The organism is Lentzea sp. NPDC058450, from assembly GCF_042721395.1.
Lineage (GTDB): Bacteria > Actinomycetota > Actinomycetes > Mycobacteriales > Pseudonocardiaceae > Lentzea.
The window spans coordinates 93,966-114,977 of record NZ_JBHXLO010000023.1 but is presented as its reverse complement, the minus strand read 5'-3'; the positions used below and the strand labels follow the sequence as shown (position 1 = coordinate 114,977).

Annotated in this window: 17 protein-coding genes; 4 read left to right on the top strand and 13 right to left on the bottom strand. The window is 70.8% G+C overall.

The annotated features are described in order from the left end of the window. Nucleotides 1–9: 9 nt before the first annotated feature. Genes ACFWNN_RS30300 through ACFWNN_RS30290 form a run of 3 tightly spaced genes read right to left on the bottom strand, consistent with a single transcriptional unit; the run spans nt 10 to nt 2,163 of the window. A complete protein-coding gene (locus tag ACFWNN_RS30300) occupies nt 10–612 on the bottom strand; it encodes a nitroreductase family protein (RefSeq protein WP_382443337.1) in 603 nt (200 codons plus the stop codon). Continuing rightward, the gene (locus ACFWNN_RS30295) at nt 612–1,703 is read right to left on the bottom strand and encodes an acyl-CoA dehydrogenase family protein (RefSeq protein WP_382443336.1); all 1,092 of its coding nucleotides are present in this window, start codon (nt 1,701–1,703) and stop codon (nt 612–614) included. The genes ACFWNN_RS30300 and ACFWNN_RS30295 overlap by 1 nt, the downstream gene beginning before the upstream one ends. Nucleotides 1,704–1,725: 22 nt before the next feature. Continuing rightward, the gene (locus ACFWNN_RS30290; protein WP_382443335.1) at nt 1,726–2,163 is read right to left on the bottom strand and encodes a MarR family winged helix-turn-helix transcriptional regulator; all 438 of its coding nucleotides are present in this window, start codon (nt 2,161–2,163) and stop codon (nt 1,726–1,728) included. Between the two features lie 83 nt (nt 2,164–2,246). Here ACFWNN_RS30290 and ACFWNN_RS30285 point away from each other — a divergent pair, with 83 nt between their 5' ends. Then, nucleotides 2,247–3,011 carry an SDR family NAD(P)-dependent oxidoreductase gene (locus ACFWNN_RS30285; RefSeq protein WP_382443334.1) on the top strand — a complete coding sequence of 255 codons (765 nt, stop codon included), beginning with the start codon at nt 2,247–2,249 and terminating at the stop codon, nt 3,009–3,011. A gap of 52 nt (nt 3,012–3,063) precedes the next feature. Continuing rightward, on the top strand, nt 3,064–3,849 hold the full coding sequence (locus ACFWNN_RS30280; RefSeq protein WP_382443387.1) for an aldo/keto reductase: 786 nt from the start codon (nt 3,064–3,066) through the stop codon (nt 3,847–3,849). Between the two features lie 199 nt (nt 3,850–4,048). Here the strand turns inward: ACFWNN_RS30280 and ACFWNN_RS30275 are convergent, their stop codons facing one another. The 6 genes from ACFWNN_RS30275 to ACFWNN_RS30250 all read right to left on the bottom strand — a co-directional run bounded on the left by ACFWNN_RS30275 (nt 4,049) and on the right by ACFWNN_RS30250 (nt 13,020). After that, on the bottom strand, nt 4,049–5,383 hold the full coding sequence (locus tag ACFWNN_RS30275) for an ABC transporter permease (protein ID WP_382443333.1): 1,335 nt from the start codon (nt 5,381–5,383) through the stop codon (nt 4,049–4,051). Continuing rightward, nucleotides 5,383–6,102 carry an ABC transporter ATP-binding protein gene (locus ACFWNN_RS30270; protein WP_382443332.1) on the bottom strand — a complete coding sequence of 240 codons (720 nt, stop codon included), beginning with the start codon at nt 6,100–6,102 and terminating at the stop codon, nt 5,383–5,385. The genes ACFWNN_RS30275 and ACFWNN_RS30270 overlap by 1 nt, the downstream gene beginning before the upstream one ends. Then, nucleotides 6,102–7,097, bottom strand: a complete 996-nt coding sequence (locus ACFWNN_RS30265) for an efflux RND transporter periplasmic adaptor subunit (protein ID WP_382443331.1) — start codon at nt 7,095–7,097, stop codon at nt 6,102–6,104. Before ACFWNN_RS30265 ends, ACFWNN_RS30270 begins: the two co-directional genes overlap by 1 nt. 194 nt (nt 7,098–7,291) lie before the next feature. Beyond that, nucleotides 7,292–10,159, bottom strand: a complete 2,868-nt coding sequence (locus tag ACFWNN_RS30260; protein ID WP_382443330.1) for an ATP-binding protein — start codon at nt 10,157–10,159, stop codon at nt 7,292–7,294. A gap of 69 nt (nt 10,160–10,228) precedes the next feature. Then, nucleotides 10,229–10,417, bottom strand: a complete 189-nt coding sequence (locus tag ACFWNN_RS30255; protein ID WP_382443329.1) for a hypothetical protein — start codon at nt 10,415–10,417, stop codon at nt 10,229–10,231. Further along, nucleotides 10,414–13,020, bottom strand: a complete 2,607-nt coding sequence (locus ACFWNN_RS30250) for a type 2 lanthipeptide synthetase LanM family protein (RefSeq protein WP_382443328.1) — start codon at nt 13,018–13,020, stop codon at nt 10,414–10,416. Before ACFWNN_RS30250 ends, ACFWNN_RS30255 begins: the two co-directional genes overlap by 4 nt. Nucleotides 13,021–13,162: 142 nt before the next feature. Between ACFWNN_RS30250 and ACFWNN_RS30245 the strand changes: the two genes are divergently transcribed. After that, nucleotides 13,163–14,332: a helix-turn-helix domain-containing protein gene (locus tag ACFWNN_RS30245; protein ID WP_382443327.1), complete on the top strand. Its 1,170-nt coding sequence runs from the start codon at nt 13,163–13,165 to the stop codon at nt 14,330–14,332. Here the strand turns inward: ACFWNN_RS30245 and ACFWNN_RS30240 are convergent. Together ACFWNN_RS30240 and ACFWNN_RS30235 are read right to left on the bottom strand one after the other, a co-directional pair. Continuing rightward, nucleotides 14,329–14,919 carry a superoxide dismutase family protein gene (locus tag ACFWNN_RS30240; RefSeq protein WP_382443326.1) on the bottom strand — a complete coding sequence of 197 codons (591 nt, stop codon included), beginning with the start codon at nt 14,917–14,919 and terminating at the stop codon, nt 14,329–14,331. The genes ACFWNN_RS30245 and ACFWNN_RS30240 overlap by 4 nt on opposite strands. Nucleotides 14,920–14,932: 13 nt before the next feature. Beyond that, entirely contained in the window at nt 14,933–17,326 is a 2,394-nt protein-coding gene (locus ACFWNN_RS30235) for a hypothetical protein (RefSeq protein WP_382443325.1), read from the bottom strand. A gap of 119 nt (nt 17,327–17,445) precedes the next feature. Here ACFWNN_RS30235 and ACFWNN_RS30230 point away from each other — a divergent pair, with 119 nt between their 5' ends. After that, complete coding sequence (locus ACFWNN_RS30230) at nt 17,446–19,323, top strand: S41 family peptidase (protein WP_382443324.1); 1,878 nt, start codon at nt 17,446–17,448, stop codon at nt 19,321–19,323. 57 nt (nt 19,324–19,380) lie between these two features. Here ACFWNN_RS30230 and ACFWNN_RS30225 read toward each other — a convergent pair whose 3' ends face one another. Further along, nucleotides 19,381–19,950 carry a hypothetical protein gene (locus ACFWNN_RS30225; protein ID WP_382443323.1) on the bottom strand — a complete coding sequence of 190 codons (570 nt, stop codon included), beginning with the start codon at nt 19,948–19,950 and terminating at the stop codon, nt 19,381–19,383. A gap of 74 nt (nt 19,951–20,024) precedes the next feature. Beyond that, complete coding sequence (locus ACFWNN_RS30220; protein ID WP_382443322.1) at nt 20,025–20,951, bottom strand: LuxR C-terminal-related transcriptional regulator; 927 nt, start codon at nt 20,949–20,951, stop codon at nt 20,025–20,027. Between the last annotated feature and the right edge of the window lie 61 nt (nt 20,952–21,012).

Sequence of the window (21,012 nt, the reverse complement as noted above, 5' to 3'; positions counted from 1 at the left end):
GCCCGCACCCTAGCTCCAGCGGTTGAACGACGTCAGCTTCGACACCTCGCGTCGTTTCGCCACCGAGAACTGCTCGGCGGGGTGGCCGAGCGGCACCATCGCGGCGATCTCCCACTGCTCCGGCACGCCCAGCAGCTCCAGCGTCTCGGCCTGGTGGACCCTGATCACCGTGGTCAGCGTGGTGCCGAGGCCCAGTGCGCGGGCCGCCAGGCAGAAGTTCTGGACGGCCGGGTAGACCGACGCGTGCACCGGGCCGATGTCGATGCCCTCCACCAGCGACGGCAGGCGCGGCATGAGGAAGAACACGATGACCGGCACGGACGCGAGGGTGTCGGCGAGGTGGTTCGCGGACCGGCCGATCCGCAGCCCGACGGCGTCGGTGCGTTCCGGTGCGATCTCGGTGTACTTCGTGAAGGCGCTGCGGTAGAGCTTGCCGACCTCCGTGCGCACGTCCGGGTCGGTGACGACGAGGTAGCGGGTGGGCTGGACGTTGCCGCCCGACGGGGCCTGCTGGGCGGCGCGCAGGCAGGTCCACACGTCGTCGTCCGAGACGGGCTCGTCGGTGAACCGGCGGATCGCCCGCGTGGTCATGATCGCTTCGAGGGCGTCCATCAGAACCTCGTCATGTCGGGGCTGAGGCCGAGCTTGAGCATCGAGTAGGTCTCCAGCATTCGCCGTGACACCACCGTGTGTTGTGCGGCCACGTTCACGTCGCGCAGGCACCGTTGCAGCACTGACGACTCGAACACCGAACTGCCGCCGCCCGCCGCGAACGCCTTCTGCGTCACCTCGGTGGCCTCGCCCGTGACGAACGAGCACGCGAGCCGCAGCTTCGCCTTCACCGGATCGGGGGCGGGGGAGCCCTGGACGGCCGAGTCCCAGGCGGCGCTCAGCGTCTTGTGCAGGAACGCCGTCGCGGCCGAGAGCCGGGCCTCCATCACGGCGAGCTCGATCTGCACGCCGGTCTGCTCGGCGAGGCGGGAGGTCGCGTACTGCGGGACCTTCGCGACGGCCAGCGCCTCGATCTCGTCGATCGCGCGGCGGGCCACGCCCAGGCACACGGACGCGACGCCCGCGGCGAGGAAGCTGAAGTACGGGAACACCGCGATCGGGCCCTCGATGCCGGGCGTGATGCCGATCGGCCAGATGGCACGGTTCGGTGGCAGGAGAGCGTTCTCGACGGAGAACTCGTGGGAGCTGGTGGCGCGCAGCCCGGCGGCGTGCCAGGTGTCGTGGATCGTGACGTCTTCACGCGGGTACACGGCCAGACGCGGGCCAACGGGCGTGATCGTGCCACCGATGACCCACGACGAATATGCGACGGCGCTGCCCCAGCCCCAACGGCCGGTCACGCGATAACCGCCGTCGGCTTCGACCGCCTTGCCGAGTGGTGCGGCGGTACCCGCGATCAACGCGCGTGGGTCGCCGAACACCTCGTCGGCTGCTTCTTGCGGCAGGTACCAGGCGAGCGACGACGAGATGGTGGTCGTCATCGCGGTCCAGCCCGTGGAGGCGTCCGAGCGCGACAGCTCCTGAACGGTCTGGCTCCACTCGGGCAGGCCGAGTTCGGCGCCGGCGTAGCGCTTCGGGGCGATCAGGCGGTGCACGCCGTGGTCGACGAGCGCGGTCAGCACCGGGTCGGTGAGCGCACGCTGCTGTTCGGCCGCGGCCGCCTCGGCGCGGATCAGGGCGTGGAGATCCATGCGCGCGATCTTGCTCGAACCGCTAGAGCTTGGCGAGCGCCTCAACGAGTGGCTTCAGTTCGGGCACGTCCCCGGCCTCCGACAGCGACTGGCTCAGCACCTCGTCGTGCGTGGGGCGGGCGTCGGCGAGCAGCGCGTGACCCTTCTCGGTGACCTCGGTGTAGATGCCGCGCCGGTCGGTGGGGCAGAGGTAGCGCGCGAGCAGGCCGCGGTCCTCGAGTCGCGTGACCAGCCGCGTTGTGGCTGACTGGCTGAGCACGACGGCGTTCGACAGCTGGTTCATCCGGAGGTGGAAGCCGTCCTGGCGGTTGAGGACGTCCAGAACGGTGTACTCGCTGACGGAGAGCTCGTGGGCCTTCTGCAGCGCGCGTTCGAGGCGGTCCTCGATGCGGGCGTGCAGTGCCGCGAGTGTGCGCCAGCCCTGTGCGCGCGCCTGGACGGCGTCGTCGTCCAGTGACATAGGTCAACCCTTCTCGAATAGACAGCGTGTGCAACTATTGCGTACGCTCGTAATCGTCTTCAACAAGTCTACCGGGGAGAGACATGGATCTGTCGGGACGCACGGCACTTGTGACGGGCTCCACCGCCGGCATCGGCTTCGCCGCGGCGGAAGGCCTGCTCAAGGCCGGTGCCGCCGTCGTCATCACGGGCCGCACCGAGGACCGCGTGGCCGAGGCGGTCGGCAAGCTGAGCGCTCACGGTGACGTGCGCGGTGTCGCGACGGACCTCGCGACAGCCGAGGGCGCCGCGTCACTGGTCGAGCAGGTGCCGGACGTCGACGTGCTGGTCAACAACCTGGGCATCTACGGCGCGCAGCCGGTTTTCGAGATCGACGACGCCGAGTGGCAGCGCTACTTCGACACCAACATCATGTCCGGCGTCCGCCTGGCCAGGCACTACACGCCCCGCATGGTCGAGCGCGGCTGGGGCCGGGTGATCTTCGTGAGCAGCGAGTCCGGCGTCTTCACGCCGACCGAGATGGTCCATTACGGCATGACGAAGACCGCGCAGCTCGCGCTGTCGCGCGGCATGGCCCAGGAGGTCAAGGGCACCGGCGTCACCGTGAACTCGGTCCTGCCCGGCCCGACCCTGACGCCCGGCGTCGAGGAGTTCATCCGCGACCGCGTCGGCGACGGCGGCGAGGCGGAGTTCGTCCGCACCGAACGCCCCACGCTGCTGCTGGGCCGCCTGATCCGCCCCTACGAGGTCGCGAACCTCATCACCTACGTCGCGTCGGACCTGTCGTCCGCGACGACCGGAGCCGCGTTGCGCGTCGACGGCGGCACCGCACCGACGCTGATTCCGTAACAACCGTAAGGATTTCGCTTTGAACACCGTGAAGCTCAACAACGGCGTCACCATGCCCCAGCTCGGCTTCGGCGTCTGGCAGGTGCCCGACGCGGAGGCCACCCCGGCCGTCGCGGAGGCGCTGAAGGCCGGCTACCGCAGCATCGACACGGCCGCCGCCTACGGCAACGAGGCGGGCACCGGCGCGGCCATCGCGCAGTCCGGAGTGGACCGCGACGACGTCTTCGTCACCACCAAGCTGTGGAACGACGACCACGGCTACGACAGCACGCTGCGCGCGTTCGACGCCTCGATGTCCAAGCTGGGCCTCGACGTCCTCGACCTGTACCTGATCCACTGGCCGACCCCGGCCCGCGACAACTACGTCGACACCTGGAAGGCGTTCGTCGAGCTGCAGAAGGAGGGCCGGGTCCGCGCGATCGGCGTCTCCAACTTCCAGCCCGCGCACCTCCAGCGCCTGATCGACGAGACCGGCGTCGTCCCGGCCGTCAACCAGGTCGAGCTGCACCCGTACTTCCAGCAGGCCGAGGTGCGCGCGTTCAACGCCCAGCACGGGATCCAGACCGAGGCCTGGTCCCCGCTCGGCCAGGGCGGCGACCTGCTGACCGACCCGGCCGTGCAGCAGATCGCGCGGGCGCACGGCAAGTCGGCGGCGCAGGTCGTGCTGCGCTGGCACCTGCAGAACGGCACCGTGGTGATCCCGAAGTCCGTGACGCCGTCGCGGATCCAGGAGAACTTCGACGTGTTCGGCTTCGAGCTGGCGGGCGCCGAGGTCGAGGCCCTGAACGGACTGGACCGGGGCGGCCGCATCGGCCCGAACCCGGACGACCTCAACTAGGCGCTGTCCGGCGAGTTCATCGGGCGACAGTGGCCGCCTCCGGGTCTCTCGCCCGCGCCTCTCACCTGACCAACTCGCCGGACAGCGCCTGGGCTGGGAAACCCGAAACCCCGGACCGCATCTCCGCGGTCCGGGGCTCCGCCGGCGCCGAGCCCAACCCCCGGTGCCGGTCCACCCCCCGTTTCGACGGCCACAGCACTCAGGCCCGCATGACTGTCGCGATCGGGATCCGCGCCGCCCGGATCGCCGGGATCAACCCGCCGAGCACACCCGCGACCAGACCCGCGATCACCCCGGCAACGCCCGCCTCCCAGGGGAACGTCGTCCCCTCCAGCGACGGGAACCGGCTGCCGAACATCAGCAGCGCCACGTGCAGCCCGGCCACGCCCGTGCCGATCGCCAGCCCGGCGGTCAGCAGGCCGGTCAGCAACGTCTCGGCGAGCACGATGCCGGCCAGCAGCAGACGGGACATGCCGACCGCGCGGCGCAGGGCGAACTCCTCGACGCGTTCGCCGACGGTGGCGAGGCCGACGTTGAGGATGCCGGCGACGCCGATCAGCAGCACCATGAAGGCCATGCCGAGGAAGATCAGGCGCATGATCCTCAGCTCGGACTCCATGTTCTCCTTGGACTTCACGACCTGGAAGTGCAGCTGGTCCTGCGGCACACCGGCGGCCACGATCTTGGACTTCAGCAGCTGCTGGAGGTCGTCGGTGCCTGGCTGCAGGTAGAGCTCGAGGCTCGTGCCGCCGCCGCGGAACTTGTCGGCCTCGCTGGTGTTCGCGGCGGCCGAGGGCATCCAGGTGCGGAGCTCGTCGAGACGCATGTAGGCGCGCGGCTGGCCGTAGCCGTCCTGCACGACGCCGAGGATCTGCGGCGTCATGTGGTGGGTGGCGCCGTCGACCATCATCTCGCCAGGGACGCGGTACTGCTTGAGGCCCTTGGCGGCCTCCTCGTTCAGCACGATCCGCGGTGCCAGGGAGGGCGTGGTGTCGAACTCCAGCCAGCTGCCGGAGACCGGGCGGAACGGCTTGAACGGGCGGATGTCGCCGGTCAGCGCCACCAGGCCCACCTCGATGGCCTGGCCGTCCGGCTTCTTCTCCTGCTGCTTCTGCTCGGTGCAGGTGCCGTTGGCGTCGCAGTAGACCATCGGGCCGCCGTAGTAGTCGCCGCCGCGGCCCGCGTACTCGAACGGCATGCCGCCCTCGTTGACGGGGCGGACGCCCGGCTCGCCGATGATGGCGCGCGAGCTGATCATCGCCACGGCGTCGGTGCGGCCCTTCAGCGTGGACTCGACGATGCCGGGCGCGCCCTTCTCGCCCGGGACGTAGCCCATGACCGTGCCGTCCTTGCCCGCCTGGAGCTCGATGTTGGTGAGCATCGCGCGTTCGGCGATCTCGGAGCCCGCCTGCACCGCCACGACCGCGAGGACGCCGAGGAACAGCGACACCATCGACAGGAACGTGCGCAGCTTGCGGGCGCGGATGCCCTGTCCGCCGATGACGACGGCGGACCGGAACTTGCCGGAAAGCATCAGTTGAACCGCCCGTCGCGCAGCTCCATCACGCGGCCCATCTTGGCGGCGTGGTCGTGGTCGTGCGTGACCAGCACGAGGCCGCAGCCCTGCCTGGTCGTGTTGAGCAGCACCTCGACGACGAGGTTGCCGGTCTCGGTGTCGAGCGCGCCCGTGGGCTCGTCGGCGAGGATGATGCGCGGCTGTCGCACGAGAGCGCGGGCGATCGCGACGCGCTGCTGCTCACCGCCGGAAAGCCTGCTGGGCTTGGACTTCGACAGGTGCGCGATGCCGACCTGCTCCAGCGCCTCCATCACCTGCTTCTTGCGCTTGCTCCGCGACGACCAGCCCTGGCCGTTCACCAGCGCCATCGCCACGTTCTGCGCCGCGGTGAGGTGCTTGAGCAGGAAGAAGCGCTGGAAGACGAACCCGAACTCCGCGCTGCGCAACGCCGCGGCCCTGCGCTCGGCGAGCTTCGTGATGTCGTTGCCGTGCAGGAGGTACTGGCCCTCGTCGGCCTTGTCGAACAGGCCGATCAACGACAGCAGCGTCGACTTGCCGGAGCCGGAACGGCCGAGGATCGCGACGCTCTGTCCCGCGTGGACGGTGAAGTCCACTCCGGACAGGATCGTGCGCGGTTCTCCTTGGCCCTTCAGGACTTTCGTGATCCCGCTGAGCTGCAGCAGCGGCGCCTGGGCCGCCTGCACCTGCACGGTCGGTTGGTCGAAGGACTGCGTCATCACGGTCCCGTCGGCTTGGTCTGGTCGCCGCCGCCCTGCTGCTGGCCCTCCGGCAGGTTCGGACCCGGCACCGCCAGCTCCTCGTCCCCGGTCAGGCCCGACTTGATCTCGATGACCTTGCCGTCGGTCAGGCCCAGCGTCACGTCCGTGGTGCGGCGCGAGCCGTCCTGCGCGATCACGTCGACCTTGCCCTTGCCCTGCTGGCCCGCCACGGCCTCGACCGGCACGACCAGCGCCTGCGCTGCCTTGCCCGTGGTGACCTCGATCGACGCGGTGGCGCCGTTGATCATCTGCACGTCCGCCGGCGCCGTGCACACGATCCGCAGCCCCGTCGAGGAGCTCGGCTGCTGCTGAGGTTGTTGCGGCTGCTGGGGCTGCTGCGGCTGGTCCTTCTTCTCGCCCTCCTTGGTGTCCGGCGTGACCGGAGGCTTCTCCGGGATGGTGCCGGTCGGCAGCGCGGCGATCGTGCCGAGCACGGTGCACGGGAACGGGCCCGGCCCGTTCTTGATCTGCGCCGTCACGTCGGTCAGCGCGCCGTTGATCTTGTACGCCTGCTGCCCGTCGATGTCGCCGACGATCGCGTACCCCACGTGCTTGGCCGACGCGATCGGCATGCCCGCCGTCACCGTCGCCTTGTCGTCCACCAGCCTGCCGCTGAACGTCGATCCCGCCGGGGCCTCGACGTAGTTCGGCGTCTGGCCCTTCCACACCGTCGCGACCCGGATCGGCCGCGTCGGCGTGCCGTTCGGCGTCGGCACGTCGAAGTACCTGACCTGCCCGTCGGTCGGCGCGACGAGCCCGAACGTCGGGTTCAGGTCGACCTTGCCCGCGATGCTGAGCTTCGTCGTCAGGTCCTGCTTGGTGGGCTTGACCTTGGTCATCTGCGTGCCGCGCGGCGCCAGCTCCGGATTGGCCTGATCCGGACCTGACGGACTGCACGCGGCCACGCTCACCGTGACCAGCGCGCACAGCGGCGCGAGAAGAATTTTGCGCACGAATGTCCCCCATGTCGTTTCGGCCAACCTACCGATAAGGACACCTGATGACGCGGGGAGGTTGCATCGGACTTTCGGCCGATGTACATCGACCTGCTGGTCATGGGTTTTCGTGCGCGGGACACCCGTGAATGCGCTTGCCGCGGTGTGCGGTAACGTCTTCGGGCTTGTGGCCCTGCCCGAAAGGCTTGACGTCAGCGGCCCAGCTCCGCGGCGTACGCGGACAGGGATTCCCGGTCGGGGTGACCGGTCTTCGCGATGAGCGACGCCACGTGCTTTTCCACCGTGCGCGGGGAGATGTGCAGCCGCGTGCCGATCGCCTTGTTGCCCATTCGGTCAGCCAGCAGCACGAACACCTCGAACTCGCGCACCGTCACGCCGTGCCCGCGCAGCTGCGACGGCACGGAGTCCGTGCCGCTGCGCCGTTGCTGCACCGGCACTCCCGCCTGTCGCAACAACCCCCGGCACGCCGACGCGACGGCGGGAACCGTGGCCTGGTGGAAGAACTCCTCCGCGGACCGCAGCCACGCCACCGGATCACCCCACCCGGCCGCCGAGACCGCCACCAGCCGCAGCCCGAGGTGCCGGGCCAGCGGGTACGGCGCGGCGGCCTCCTGCGCGCGGTCGAACGCCTCCAGCGCCTCGGCGAACCGGCCGGAACGCCCCAGCAGCACCGCATGCGCTAGCTCGGTGAACTGACGGTTCCAGCGCATCGCGGCGGCGGAAGCGGCCGTCAGCGCCGTGTACTCCGGCCAGTCGAACCGGCCGTCCAGCACGCCCAGCAGCACCCGCAGCCCGTGCGTGCCGGACAGGTGGAACGTCGTGGGGTTCTGCGACTCCAGGTCGAGCGCGCGGTCGAGCTCCGTCATCGCCAGGCCGTGGTTCTCCTCCAGCAACGCGCAGAACGCGCGGGCGAGCCCGAAGCACAGCGGGTACTCCTGGGCGCCGCTCTTCGCCACGGCCTCGAACTCGCCGATCGCGTCGTCGGCCCCGGCGCGGTCGCCCTGGTGCGCCGCCAGCACGGCCTTCGTCATCAACAGGTACCGGGTCAGCGCGTGGAACCGCAGCCGCGTCGTGATGCGCAGGCAGCGGTCGACCTCCCCGGCGGCCACGGCGTAGTCGCCGGTCAGCACCGACTGCAACGCGAGGATCGCGTCCACGTTGTGCGCCACCGTGATCGCGCCCACCCGGCACGCCTCCGCGTGCGTGCGGTCGAGCGACGCCGTGCTGCCGTGCCGCAGCCAGTCGTTGCCCGCCAGGCGAACCAGCGCGTAGACGTGCTGAATCGGCAGCTGGTGTTCGTCGGCCAGCGACAGGGCCTTGCTGAAGCACGCGTTCGCCTCGTCGATGTCCTGCTCGCGCGCGATGATCCCGAGCAGCTGCCACGCCTCGCACGCGACCATCGGCAACCCGGCGCGGTCGGCCGCGAGCGCCGCCTGCCGGGCGAGGCCCGCCGCCGACGAGATCCGGTCCGCGCTCGGGATGTTCAGCGCCAGATAGGCGGAGTTGACGTCCAGCTGCGCGGCGAGCTCGTCCGGGGCGTCCGGCCCGAGCAACGTCCGCGCGATCCGCACCTGTTCGACGCCCTCGGTGAACCACCCGGCGAGATAGGCCACCCTGGACAGTCGCGTGTGGAGCTTCGCGCGCAGGGTTCCCTGCAGGTCACCGACATCGAGGGCGAACGCGCGTTCGAAGTCGCCGGTGTCGGCCAGCGCGGGCAGCAACGTGTCGAGCACCTCGGCCCGCGCGCCGCACTCGGAGTGCAGCAGGTCCTGCGCGCGGTCGAGCAGCGCGACGGCCGACTCGGCGGCGCCGCCGGCCAGCGCGCGTCTGCCCGCCTCCGCGAACAGAAGTCCCGCCTGCGCCTGGGAACCGGCGTCGAACCGCAGCTTCGCGACCAGCGGGCACCAGTCACCGGGCAGGCCGGGATGCAGGTCCTCGATCGCGTCCGCCGTGCGCGCCGAGAGGTCCACGCGTTCGGCCAGGGTCAGCTGCGCCAGCAACGCGTCGGCGGTCAGCGGATGCCGGAACGCGTACCAGTCCGGTGCGGGCTCGTCCGGCGTCACGAGCTGCGCGGCCACTCCGGCGTGCAGGTGGCTGAGCAAAGCCCGGTCGTCCGTGCCGGTCACCTTCTGCACCACCGAGAGCGGGAACCGGTGCCCCAGCACGGCCGCGATCGACAGCACCTCACGGCCCTGCGGCCCCAGCCGGTCCGTGCGGTGCGCGACGCTGCGCACGAACGCCGCCGGCACGGGGAGTTTCAACGAGCCCAGCACCTGCCAGCCGTGCGCGCCCGCGACCAGCAGACCGCCGCTGACCATGCCGTGCAGCAGTTCCTCGATGACGAACGGGTTCCCGGCGCTGTCCGTCCACAGGCGATCGACCAGCTCGGCCGGCACCAGCTCGCTGTCCAGACAGGCGGACGTCATCTGCCCGACCTCGTCCTGCGAGAGTCGGTGCAGCTCGACCAGCGAGCCGGACCCGCGCTGCACCATGCGATGCACGAGCTCCAGCGCGTTGCCGGGCTCGGTGCGGATCGTCGCCAGCAGCAGGACCGGCTGGTCCTCCAGATTGTCCGCGAGGTACTCGACCACGGCGAGCGTCTCCGCGTCGGCCTCGTGCAGGTCCTCCAGGACCAGCAGGCACGGCGTCTTGCGCGCCACCGACGCGAGCAGCCGCAGCACCGCCTCGGCCAGCACGACGACGGACTCGGTCGTGGACCTGTGGTCGTGCCAGTCGGGGATCAGCGTGCCCAGCACCGGTTTGTACGGCCCGAGCGCCGAGTCGTCCGGCGGATCACCGCGGAACAGGCCCAGCAACGCCTCCGCGATTGGACGAAACGGCACCATAGGGCCGATGGTCGTGCCGCGTCCTTTGAGCACCCGCATGCCCGCGTCGTACGCCTGGCCCGCGGCGTGGCGGGCCAGGCGTGACTTGCCGATGCCCGCCTCCCCGATCAGGAAGACGGCGCCACCGCGGGACTCGCGCGTGTGTTCGAGTGCCCCCGTGATGGCCGTGACCTCGCGATCACGGCCGACCACGTGAGGCGCTCGGGTCTGCATGTCTGGACCCTAACGTTCCCGTGACTGGTTCCGTATCGGCTGCCCAGGCGTATTAGGGGTGAAACTTTCTTACTTGGCGCTCACCGTGGTGTCCGTCATGGCCGGGGTGAGCGCGACGAACGCGCTCATCGCCATCGTCAGACCCATCAACGCACGGGCGCGCGCACCCGCGAACGTCTTCGGCGCGAGCTCCATCTCCCCGATCGCGTGCTCGGCCGGTTCGTGCTGGTCGGCGGTGCGGTGCAGGGACTCGTTCATCGGGAGGACTCCTCTTCTCGGTGTGGTTGCATCAACAGCACTGACGGGATCGGGAACCCTTGTCGCAGCAGGCCGTGACCGATGCCGGCCAAGCCTGTCAGGAGTCCGGGCGAGGGGACACCACCAGGCGTGGCACAGTGCGCGCCGTGTTCGTCCAGTGCTCCCAGCACCAACGCCGTGCGCCGGGTCGCGGCGCTCGGGTGGTGGACGGCGAGCGCCTCGATCACGCCCAGCTCGCCGTGGCAGAGACTCATGTCCCGCAACGGTTCCCGGGTCGCGAGCAGCCCGGCCAGGCGTTCGTCGTCGCGCGCGAGGGCGACGCCGGCGAGGCCGGAGCACCAGCCGATGTCGGTCGGATCGAGGTCGTCGCACTCCAGGAGATGCCGAGCGGCCATCTGAGACGGTTCGTCACGAACCGTTGCCGCGTAACGCTTCAGCGCCCATCCGATACCCGCACGCCCTCGGGCGAAACCGCTTGCGGTGCTGAAGGACCTACGCAGAGTAGAGGCGTAGTGGTCGGCCAGTTTCCGCGCTTCGGGCGTGCCGACGGCGAGCACGGCGGCCAGCGAGCCCGCGACGCCGTCCACGACCGTGCACGACGAATCCTCTTGGGGCATCAGCCGCACGGCCCGCGTCAGCAGGTCCGGGTCGAGGTCGAGCAACGGCGTGAGGCGCGCGAGGCCGTAGGCGATGCCACCGAGGCCGTGCACGCCACCGCCCGCGGCCGTGACGAGCTCCGGCTCTGCGGCGAACATCTCCAGCAACGCCGGCAACGGCCGCAGCGCGTCGCGGGCGAAGTCGACGTACCGCGCGGCGCCGGTGAGCGCGCCCAGCTCGGCGAGGAACAGCGCCACGCCCGTGTACCCGTTGGTGAGGCTCGCGCCGAGCGGCTGCACGGTCCAGTGCCGGTCGTCGACGAGTTCGAGGCCGAGCCAGTTGACCCGGTCCCGCCCGGTGACGGCGTGCGCGAGGATCTGGTCGGCGATCCCGCACGCGGCGGACAGCAGCCGGGCAGGGTCGGGGTCGACGGGGGCGACGTGCGCCGTGCACGCGACTCCGCTGTGGTGCGACACCGGCCGCGGCCGGGAGGCCAGCAGTGCCGTGATCACCCACTGCTGGTCGTGCCGGTCGACCTCGCTCATCCCGAGGATCTTGCGGGTGACCGCGTGCAGCCCGGGCTCCGGCAGCATCCCCGGCAGCCGGAGCCCGGACGCGGTCCACAGGTCGGTCGACCCCGGCCTGCACGTGAACAGCGGCACGTCCCCGCGCCACAGGTCGGACACCTCGAACGGCACGAGCCGGTCGAGCAGTGGATCGTCCACCACCAGCACGCCGAACGCCAGGTCGCGGTCGAGCGCGTCGGCGAGCACGGACGGGTGCGTGGACTCGTCGAGCAGCCGCGCGTACTGCCGCGTCGCGCGCGCAACGAACCGCACTTCTTCGTTGGCGCACTTCCGGACGAGCCGCAGCAGCTCGTCCCGGTGCGCGACTATCGCGTCGTAGGCCGTCTGGAACCCGGCCAGCAGCGAGTCCTGGTAGTCGGCGGGTTCGGCCGGGACGCCGTCGAGGATCGGCCGGTTGGCGGCGCCGCTCGCCGCTTTGGGCCGTCTCACCAGCCGCATCCGGTCCGTGCCCGGGTCGGCCCAGTCGACGGCGTTGAGCGGTGACAGCACGCCTCGGTCGCCGCCGACGCCGGACACGTCCGCGACGCCGTTGTCACCCAACAACACGTGGGGGAGCAGGGCCGTGCGGTGCACAGAGTCGACCAACGCCCGTGCGGCGGGATCGGTGTCGGGCGTGAGCGTGGGGTGGAAGAGCGTTTCGACGTCCACGAGCACCGGCTGGTCACCGCACGCGATGAGGTTCTCGTAGTGCATGTCGGTGCCGTCGGTGGCGTACAGCAACGCGAGCAGCGCGCCGAGCCGTTGGTAGAACTCGGCGACCCCGGCCACGTCCGCGCACGGCTCGTGCGGGATGTGCTCCAGCCAGCCGTAGCCGTTCCGCGGCAGGAGTTTCGGCGTCCTCAGCGTGATTCCGGTGTGTGTGGAAAGCCAGGCGAGCTGCTCCTGGAACCGGACGTGCAGGCCGATCGGGCGGGGCCGGTAGACGAGCTTCGCGCCGGTCTCGAACGTCAGGATCGCCACGGTCCGGCCCTGCTGGTGGGCGTCGCCCTGGCCCGTCTCGACGGAGACGAGCGTGCCGGGGTCGTCGCCCGCGAAGAGCGTGCGGACGATCTGGGAGCGGTCGCGGGTGAACCGCGACGACAGCTCGTGGTGCGTGGACACCGCCTGTTCGCAGGCCTGCGCGAGGAGCCGCGCGAGCACCGGGTAGCGGGTGAAGATCGCGGACAGGCTGAGCGTGCGGGTGAACTCGGTGAACCGCTCCGCGCTGGTAGGGCTCGTGAGCGTCGGCTTGGCGGTGTGCAGTTCGAGCACGAGGGTGCGCGCCGCGATGGCCACCAGCCGCCGGCCGAGCTGCTCGGCGAACGCGGCGTCGAACGGCGGCGCGACCTCGGCGCGGGACGCGTCGATCAGCGGGCGCAGGGCGTGGGCGAACGCCGCTGTCCAGCTCTCGCCCGTGCTGGTCTCGGCCGCTGAGGTCACCCGGCCAACCTCGCACGCGCGGGCGCGCGGCACATGGGGACCAACCCCCCAGATTTAGGTGGGCGACGTGAATATGGGGGATCGCCACCCATGTATCGCCGGCCGATCGGCCCGAGACTCAGTGTCTAGGGAGGGGAACGGGATGAGGGAGTTCGGAGAACTGCTGCGCACGCATCGCATCGGCGCGGGCCTCACCCAGCAGCAGCTGGCTGACTTCGCGATGGTGAGCGTGCGGGCGATCCGGGACCTGGAGTGCGGACGCACCCGCTCGCCCAGGGCGGAGACGGTGAGACTGCTCGCCGAGGGCCTGAGGCTCGACGAGGGCAGCCGCGCGGACCTGCAGCAGGCGGGAGGACGGGCAGCGGGCCGCACGGCCGTGGCACCGCCCGCGCCGGCCGGGTCGTCCGGGGTGATCGTGGGACGTGAGGCGGAGGCGGCGGCGTTGACGGCGCTGCTCACGGAGGGAAGGCCCGGAGTGGGGGCTCCGGGTGCCCGGGACGTGAGCGGTCGTGTGCCGGAGGCGCGCGGTGGTGCGGGGGTCGTGTTCGGCGCACCCCTCGACCGCACGTCCGGCCGGCTGATCACCATCACCGGCGTGGGCGGCGTGGGCAAGACCCGCCTGGCCCTGGAGGTCGCGGGCGACCTGCACTTCCGGCACGGCTGGTCCGTGCTGTGGCACCCCGCGCAGGCGAGCCCGTCCGTCGACGACGAGCAGAACACGGTCCTCGTCACCGACCAGCGGCCCGACCCGCGCCTGCTGGAGGAGCACCCGCGGCTGCGGATCGTCGTGACGGCCCTGGCGCCGACCGGGCTGCCCGGCGAGCACGTGTTCCCGCTGGGAGCGCTCGGTGACGACGCGGCCGTCCGGCTGCTGCTCACGCACGTGCACCGGGTGCGGCCCGCGTTCAAGCCGGAGCCCGCCAACCAGGCGGCGCTGATGGGCCTGGTGCACGAGCTGGACGGGCTGCCGTCGGCGCTGGAGTTCGCGGCCGGGTGGTTCATGGTCTACTCGCCGCAGCACCTGCTGGAACGGCTGCGGTCCAACCCGCTCGACCCCACGTCGGCGCACCTGCGGGACGCGCTGCGGCGTTCACTGTCCACGTTGGACGACGAAGGCCGCGAGCTGCTCGCCAGGCTGGCCGAGGGGGAGGACGCCGGGCACAGCGCCCCGATGAGGGACCTGTGCGTGCGAGGGCTCGTCCGTCGCGCGGGACCCCGATACGAGGTGCTGAACCTCGTCCGCGCGGCGGTGCGGGAACCGGTGTCAGGGCCGCACCTGGCAGCAGGCGTGGCCCTGACCTGGCCCGTCTAGAAACCGGCGGTCAAGCAGGCGAGGCGGTCACCGGCGGTGCCCGCCTTGCCGTGCTCGGTGCTGGAGTGCGTGGCGTGCACGATGACCGAGTTCGCCTCGCCCTTGCGGAACTCCCACTTCACGCCCGCCTTGCCGGTCGCGGTGCCCGAGGCGTCGGTGGTGAAGTCGAGCCAGATCTCGTTCTCCGCGTTGGCGTACTTCGAGTCGACGCTCGGCGACACCGGGTCCTTCTCGTTCTGGTAGTGCGGGCCCGCGTCGGCACCCTTGGCACCGCACGGCTTGGTGTGCACGTGCGCGCCGTACTGGGTGTTCGGCAGCAGGCCGGAGACCGTCAGCTCCACCGAGGTCTGTCCATTCGCGACGGACGAGCCGGTGGAGAGCTTGGCGCCCACCGGAATCCGTGCCACGTCGTAGGTGATGCCCTTCGGCTGGTCACCGGTGGCGGCGGGGGCGGCCACCGACGTCTCGGCGATCGGCTTGATCGCCGGCGCGGCCGGGGGAGCGGGCGTGTCCGGCGTGCTCGAACAGGCGGCGAGCCCTCCGGCGAGCAGAACGGCACCCACGAGGGTCGCCACAGTCGTGCGCATGTCTCTCCTTGAGTCAACTGCGTTCCAGGTTCCCACCCCCTGCACGTTCACGATCGGGCGACTGGTTCAGATCAATTGAGACGAGCTCGGCGAACGCGTCCCGGTAGGCCGCGCACAGGTGATAGCCGCCGTGAGTCTCCACTGTGTCCTCTCCGCCGCCCTTCTCGTCGGCGCGGCGGTCCACGGAGTTGGCCGCCCACCCGTGCACCGGGAAGCCGAGGTAGTCGGTGCGGCGCCACAGGTTCAGCCAGCTCTTGCCGAGCAACGCCGACAACCCGCCCTCCGGTGCCGCTCCGGCCACCCGTCCCCACGGGTCGCGCGAGAACATCGCGCCGGCCCGCACCGAGGGCGTTCCGAGCACCGCGGGACCCAGCAGCTCCGGGAAGATCCGGCCGAAGTACGGCCGCAGCTGCACGCCGTACGTCAGCAGCCGCATCCGTTTCAGGTACCCGGCGGGCAACGCGTACAGCGCCGCGACGGCCAGCACCGCGCCCAGGCTGTGCGCCGACAGCACGACCCGGTGGTCCGGCGACTCGTCGAGGAACTCCCGCGACCGGTCGGCGATCTCCGGCACCGCGCGCTCCGCGTAGCAGGGTGGCGCGAACGGGTGCGCCGTGCGCGGCAGGAAGCACATCAGGTCCCACACCAGCCCGAGCGGACGCCGGTTCGTCAGCATCCCCGCCCCGACGAACGACCCGACCACCGCGACCCCGGCGAGCCCGGTCACCCAGTCACCCTTGTCCACCACCCACCCGACACCCCACCACGACGCCCACGACGGCGCCGCGAACGTGAGATAAGTCGTGAGCAGCAAGGAAAGCACGCCGAGCAACGACAACACGCCCGCCACGTTCTCCGCCCGGTGCGTCACCGCCACCACGTGTCGCACCCGCACGACGAGCGCGTCGGCCTGCGCGTCCAGCACCGCGGGCGTGATCAGCCGTGACAGCAGCACAAAGGCCTGCGCCAGCACCAGCAGGATCAACGGCACCAGCGCACACGCGAACGCGGCGGCGAACCACGAGTAGAACGACGGCACGGCCAAACCGGTGCCCACCCAGCCCCGGAAGGTCAGCACCAGCACCGAGCTCAGCATCACCGACGACAACAACGACAGCCCGAGCAGCACCCCGGGCCCGGCACCGCGCCACGCCTGCCACTCGTCCCCCGCCAGCGGCCGCGCCCGCCACGCCAGCGCCCCGCCGAACACCACCGCGCCGACCCAGGCGAGCGAGAACCAATACGTGGCGACCATGAACGCCACGAACAACGCCAGCAGCACCAACGGCCCCTTGGCGTCGTTGCGCCGCCACGACCACGCGGCCATCACCGAACCGAGCAACGCCACGACGACCACCGGCGGCCCCCACGACGTGAGCCACAACGGCGCGTCGAAACCGGGCTCGGCTACGTACAGGCCGAACCCGTGCGCCACCAGCAGGACCACGGCCGAGACCATCAGCAGCCACGACCACAGCCCGCCCTTCTCGCGCGTCGGCACGTCCGGGCAGTCGGCCGTCGTCACCACCACCCGTGCCATCACGACCGCCAGCACCGCGCCGGCCAGCACGGTCATCACGAGGAAGAACCCGTGCTGCCACAACGACGTGCTGGTCACCAGCACCACCACGCAGCACCCGGCGGAGATGTGCAGCCGCGACAACCGGCGGATCCGGGGGCTGCCCTCCCACATCGACTTCCGGCTGAGCATCACGCCGTCCCGCGGCTCCGGTTCCACCCGCGCCGCCGCCGACTCGTACCTGCTGCGCGACAACGACGTCAGCGCCAGCAAGCCGAGCAACAGCACCAGCGGCACGGCGGACGCGGCGAGCACCCGGACGTGCCGCGCGGGGTTCCCGAGCACGTCCAGGAACTCGGGCACCCGCTTGCACGTGACGTCCGGCAACGAGCACTGGATCGCGACCACGTCGATGGCGACCTCGCACACGGCGAGCACCAGCAGGACCGTCAGTCCCAGTCCGAAGAGCCGCGTCGACGCCGCCCCGCGCCCGGCGTTCCACCACACCATCCGCCGGGCCCCGGTGAACGAGCCGTCGGGGAGTTTCCGGGCCCAGTAGGCGACGTTCGCGAGCCCGAACGGCAGCAGCAACGCCCATCCCACGCGCCCCAGCGCGTTCGCGAGCACCGACGGCACCCCGCTGCCCGGCACACCGGGCGTGCTGCGTGCCATGCCACCCCACGAGTAGGCCTCGCGCCGCACGTCCGCGGGCACCCGACCGGCGTGATCCGGTGGCAGCTCGGCGAGTTTGTCCGGTTTCGGCCGCCAAAAGCTGCCGAACCGGTCCCCGCGGAACTGTTCCACGGCATGATCGGGGAGGGCGAGCATCGCGTCCGGGGGCGTGTTGTTGACCCCGTGGATGCGCAGTTCCAAGACCCGTGCAGTCATCGGCGCCTCCCCTTTACTCCAGTTGTCGTCCTGAAAACTGCTCCGGTTAGCGGCCGAACGGGTGAAAAAGGTGTATCCAGAGGCCCTGCGAAGCCTCTACTGAGCAAGGAGGCCCCACCATGACCGCAACCGCTCACCCGAACGTCGCAAACTCCGTCGGACTGGCCGAGTTCCTCGCCACCGCGGGCACGCTCACGCTGGCGCAGCGCAAGCTCCTCGTCGACCAAGCGCTGATCCTGCTGGAGCAGAACTACGCACACCTGCCTCTGAAAGTCGCCATGCACGCCGTGAACCCCGTGCAGAGACTCAGGGTTCTGAGAGCCAGACTCGAGAGACAGACCGACGCCACCGCCGAGCCCGAGTGGCAGTTCCACCGCGAGCTGTCGAGCACCTTCCACTCGGTGCGCGACCTGCACACGAACTACCTGCTGCCCGCGCCGTTCGCGGGCAAGATCGCCTTCCTGCCGTTCCAGTTGGAGCGCTGCTTCGCCGCGGACGGCACGGAGCAGTACCTCGTCGCGCGCACGGTCGCGGACTTCGACGGGCTCGCGGTCGGCGCCGAGGTGACGCACTGGAACGGCACGCCGATCGCGCGGGCGGTCGCGTTGAACGGCGCGATCTTCGCGGGCAGCAACACGGCGGCGAACCTCGCGCGCGGCCTGGAGTCGCTCACGTTGCGCCCCTTGGTGATCCAGCTCCCGCCCGACGAGGACTGGGTCGTCGTCAGCTACCGCACCGAGGCCGGCGCGGCCGAGGAGATCCGGGTCGACTGGCAGGTCACCGAGAACCTGCCGCCGATGACGGACGTCGACGCGCTCAGCCCGGCGGCGGCCGCGCAGGGCGTCGACCTCGACTCCGACGAGAAGGCCCGCGCGAAGAAGTTGTTGCACGCGCCCAAGGTCGTGCAGGCCGAGGCCGCCGGGGGAGCGGTCGCGATGGCCGCGCAGGACGTCGCGACGACGATGCCCGGCGTGTTCCGCGCGCGTCCGGTCGTCACGCCGTCCGGCACGTTCGGGCACCTGCGGATCTTCACGTTCAGCGTCGACGACCCGGACGCGTTCCTCGCGGAGTTCGTGCGGCTGGCTGGTTTGCTGCCGCAGAACGGACTCGTCGTCGACGTGCGCGACAACGGCGGCGGCCACATCTTCGCGTCGGAGTTCCTGCTCCAGACGATGACGCCGCGCCCGATCCAGCCGGAACCCGTGCAGTTCCTCAGCACGCCGCTGAACCTGCGGATCTGCCGCCGGCACGCCGAGGACCCGACCGGTCAGATCGACCTCGGCCCGTGGTTCCCGTCCCTCGAAGGCTCGACGGAGACCGGGCAGGCGTTCTCCAACTCGCACACCATCACGCCGGTCGACGGCGCGAACGCGATCGGCCAGACCTACCACGGCCCGGTCGTGCTGATCACCGACGCGCGCTGCTACTCGGCCACCGACATCTTCGCCGCCGGCTGGGCCGACCACGAGCTGGGCCCGATCCTCGGTGTGGACGACAACACCGGCGCGGGCGGCGCGAACGTGTGGACGCACGGGCTCTTGACGACACTGCTGAGGATCCCGGCGCCGATCGACGCCGAGTCGCCGTACAAACCGTTGCCCAACAAGGCGAACATGCGCGTGTCGATCCGCCGCACGTTGCGCGTCGGCAAGCTCGCCGGCACGCCGGTGGAGGACCTGGGCGTGCGCCCGACGCACCAGCACAAGGTCACGCGCACGGACCTGTTGCAGGGCAACAAGGATCTCCTCGCCCGCGCGGGCGAGCTGCTGAAGGAGCTGCCGGTGCGGCGGCTCGGCGTGGCGGTCGCGGGCACGACCGTCTCCCTGGACACCGTGAACCTCGACCGGGTGGACGTCTACGTCGACGGCCGCCCGATGACCTCGCTGGACGTGACCGACGGCGCGCACACCGCGACGTTGGCCGCGACCGGGCAGGAGGTGCGCGTCGAGGGCTTCGCGGACGGACGGCTGGTGGCCGCGCGCAAGGTCGCCAGCTGACCGAGCGGGCGCTTCCGGTAGCTTCCACGACCGGAAGCGCCCGCTCTCTCTGCGGTGCTACTTCGTGAAGGTGTAGGCGCGGTCGGAGGCCACGGCCGCCACCTGCGCCTTCGAGTCCTTCGCCCAGCTCTGCGCCCAGACGACCTCACCGTTGCGGCGGTAGTTCCACGCGATGGTGATGCCGTGCGCGGTGTCCTCGGTGAACACGGTCAGCCCACCCCGGCCGTCCCGCACCCGGCCGGTGCAGTTGTCCCGCTCGCACAGCTGCGCGGGCGAGGTCTGGACGAAGCCCGGCGCGTTGACCTGCACGAACACCTGGGTCTCCACGCCCTTGCGCTCGTAGGACCCGCTGCTGGTCAGGTACTGCTGCCCGTCGCTGATGGAGCCGGGCGACTCGCCGCCCCACGGCGACAGCGTGACGTTCGCGGTGCGGAAGATCCGCGGGTACGTCTCCTGCTGGCGGGCGGTGAACCCGGCCGCCAGCTTCTCCAGCTCCGCCTTGGTCTTCACGACCGGCGTGACGTCCTTCGGCGGCCACGTGAGCTCGTCCGACGCGGACGCCGTCCCCGCGAGCCCGATCAACGCGAGGCCCGTCAGGGCAGCCGCCATCACCTTGCGCATGCGCATTTGTCGAATCCCCCTGGTGAGTACCTGCTTGCACTGAGTGAGACGCCACAAGATCACCGGAGGTTGCGCGCGAGCTACAACCAGCCCCGCCGCATCGCCTGCACCCCCGCCTGGAACCGCGTCTGCGCCCCGCACCGGTCCATCAGCTGCCGCACCCGCCGTTGCACCGTCCGCGGCGCCAGCCCCAGCTGCCGCGCGATCGACTCGTCGGTCAGCCCCGCCGCCAGCAACCCCAGCAGGTTCGGGTCCACATCGGACGCCGCCGCGTAGATCCCACCCGGACTGAACGGGATTCCCTTCTCCCAGTACAGCTCGAACGTCGACCGCAGCACGTCCAGCAACGCCGACGGCCGGATCAGCAGCACCTTGTCGACCACGTCGCCGTTCACCACGGGCAGCACGGCGGCGTGCTTGTCGATCACCGCCAGCTTGAACGGCAGGGTCGGCGTGACGCGGGCGCGTTCGCCGGCCGCGACCAGTTCGATGATCTCCGTGACGCGGCCGGGGAGGTCGACGGCCGAGCGGTCGTAGACGACGCGCCACTGGACGTCCCGCAGCCGTGTCTCGTCCTCCAGGGCCACGTGCTGGCCCAGCGGCGTCACGTAGGGCGGCTGGTCGAGGACGCAGACCTCCTCGCGGGCGCCGCGCAGCAGCGTGTGCCACAGCTCGCGGACCGCGGCCACGCCGGCGACGACCTCGACGAACGCGTTGTCCGCCAGTTCCTCGTCGCGGTTGCGGAGGTAGAGCTCCATCAACGGGCCGACGTCGGCGCGCGCCCGGCGGTTCGCCTCCTCGCGGGCCGCGATCAGCGCCTCGACGGCGAGGTCGGGCGCGACGGCCTGCCAGACGTCGCCGGGCAGGTGCCGCACGAGGCCGAGCTCCCGCATCTGTTCCAGCACCGAAGAGGAAACGCCCACTTCGTCCGTGGTGCGGCTTCCGCCCGTTACCAGAAGCTCGTAAACGGCGGTCAGCTCCGGCGGAACGCCCAGGTGTCCGAACACGGCCATATTGTGCGCCATTCAGCGCAGTACCCCTGTCGTGAACACGCCAGTGTCGTTATTC

Bases quoted from the DNA above. Each gene is read 5' to 3' on its own strand.
- ACFWNN_RS30300 (WP_382443337.1), bottom strand. From the start codon at position 612: ATGGACGCCCTCGAAGCGATCATGACCACGCGGGCGATCCGCCGGTTC.
- ACFWNN_RS30295 (WP_382443336.1), bottom strand. From the start codon at position 1,703: ATGGATCTCCACGCCCTGATCCGCGCCGAGGCGGCCGCGGCCGAACAG.
- ACFWNN_RS30290 (WP_382443335.1), bottom strand. From the start codon at position 2,163: ATGTCACTGGACGACGACGCCGTCCAGGCGCGCGCACAGGGCTGGCGC.
- ACFWNN_RS30285 (WP_382443334.1), top strand. From the start codon at position 2,247: ATGGATCTGTCGGGACGCACGGCACTTGTGACGGGCTCCACCGCCGGC.
- ACFWNN_RS30280 (WP_382443387.1), top strand. From the start codon at position 3,064: ATGCCCCAGCTCGGCTTCGGCGTCTGGCAGGTGCCCGACGCGGAGGCC.
- ACFWNN_RS30275 (WP_382443333.1), bottom strand. From the start codon at position 5,383: ATGCTTTCCGGCAAGTTCCGGTCCGCCGTCGTCATCGGCGGACAGGGC.
- ACFWNN_RS30270 (WP_382443332.1), bottom strand. From the start codon at position 6,102: ATGACGCAGTCCTTCGACCAACCGACCGTGCAGGTGCAGGCGGCCCAG.
- ACFWNN_RS30260 (WP_382443330.1), bottom strand. From the start codon at position 10,159: ATGCAGACCCGAGCGCCTCACGTGGTCGGCCGTGATCGCGAGGTCACG.
- ACFWNN_RS30255 (WP_382443329.1), bottom strand. From the start codon at position 10,417: ATGAACGAGTCCCTGCACCGCACCGCCGACCAGCACGAACCGGCCGAG.
- ACFWNN_RS30245 (WP_382443327.1), top strand. From the start codon at position 13,163: ATGAGGGAGTTCGGAGAACTGCTGCGCACGCATCGCATCGGCGCGGGC.
- ACFWNN_RS30240 (WP_382443326.1), bottom strand. From the start codon at position 14,919: ATGCGCACGACTGTGGCGACCCTCGTGGGTGCCGTTCTGCTCGCCGGA.
- ACFWNN_RS30235 (WP_382443325.1), bottom strand. From the start codon at position 17,326: ATGACTGCACGGGTCTTGGAACTGCGCATCCACGGGGTCAACAACACG.
- ACFWNN_RS30230 (WP_382443324.1), top strand. From the start codon at position 17,446: ATGACCGCAACCGCTCACCCGAACGTCGCAAACTCCGTCGGACTGGCC.
- ACFWNN_RS30225 (WP_382443323.1), bottom strand. From the start codon at position 19,950: ATGCGCATGCGCAAGGTGATGGCGGCTGCCCTGACGGGCCTCGCGTTG.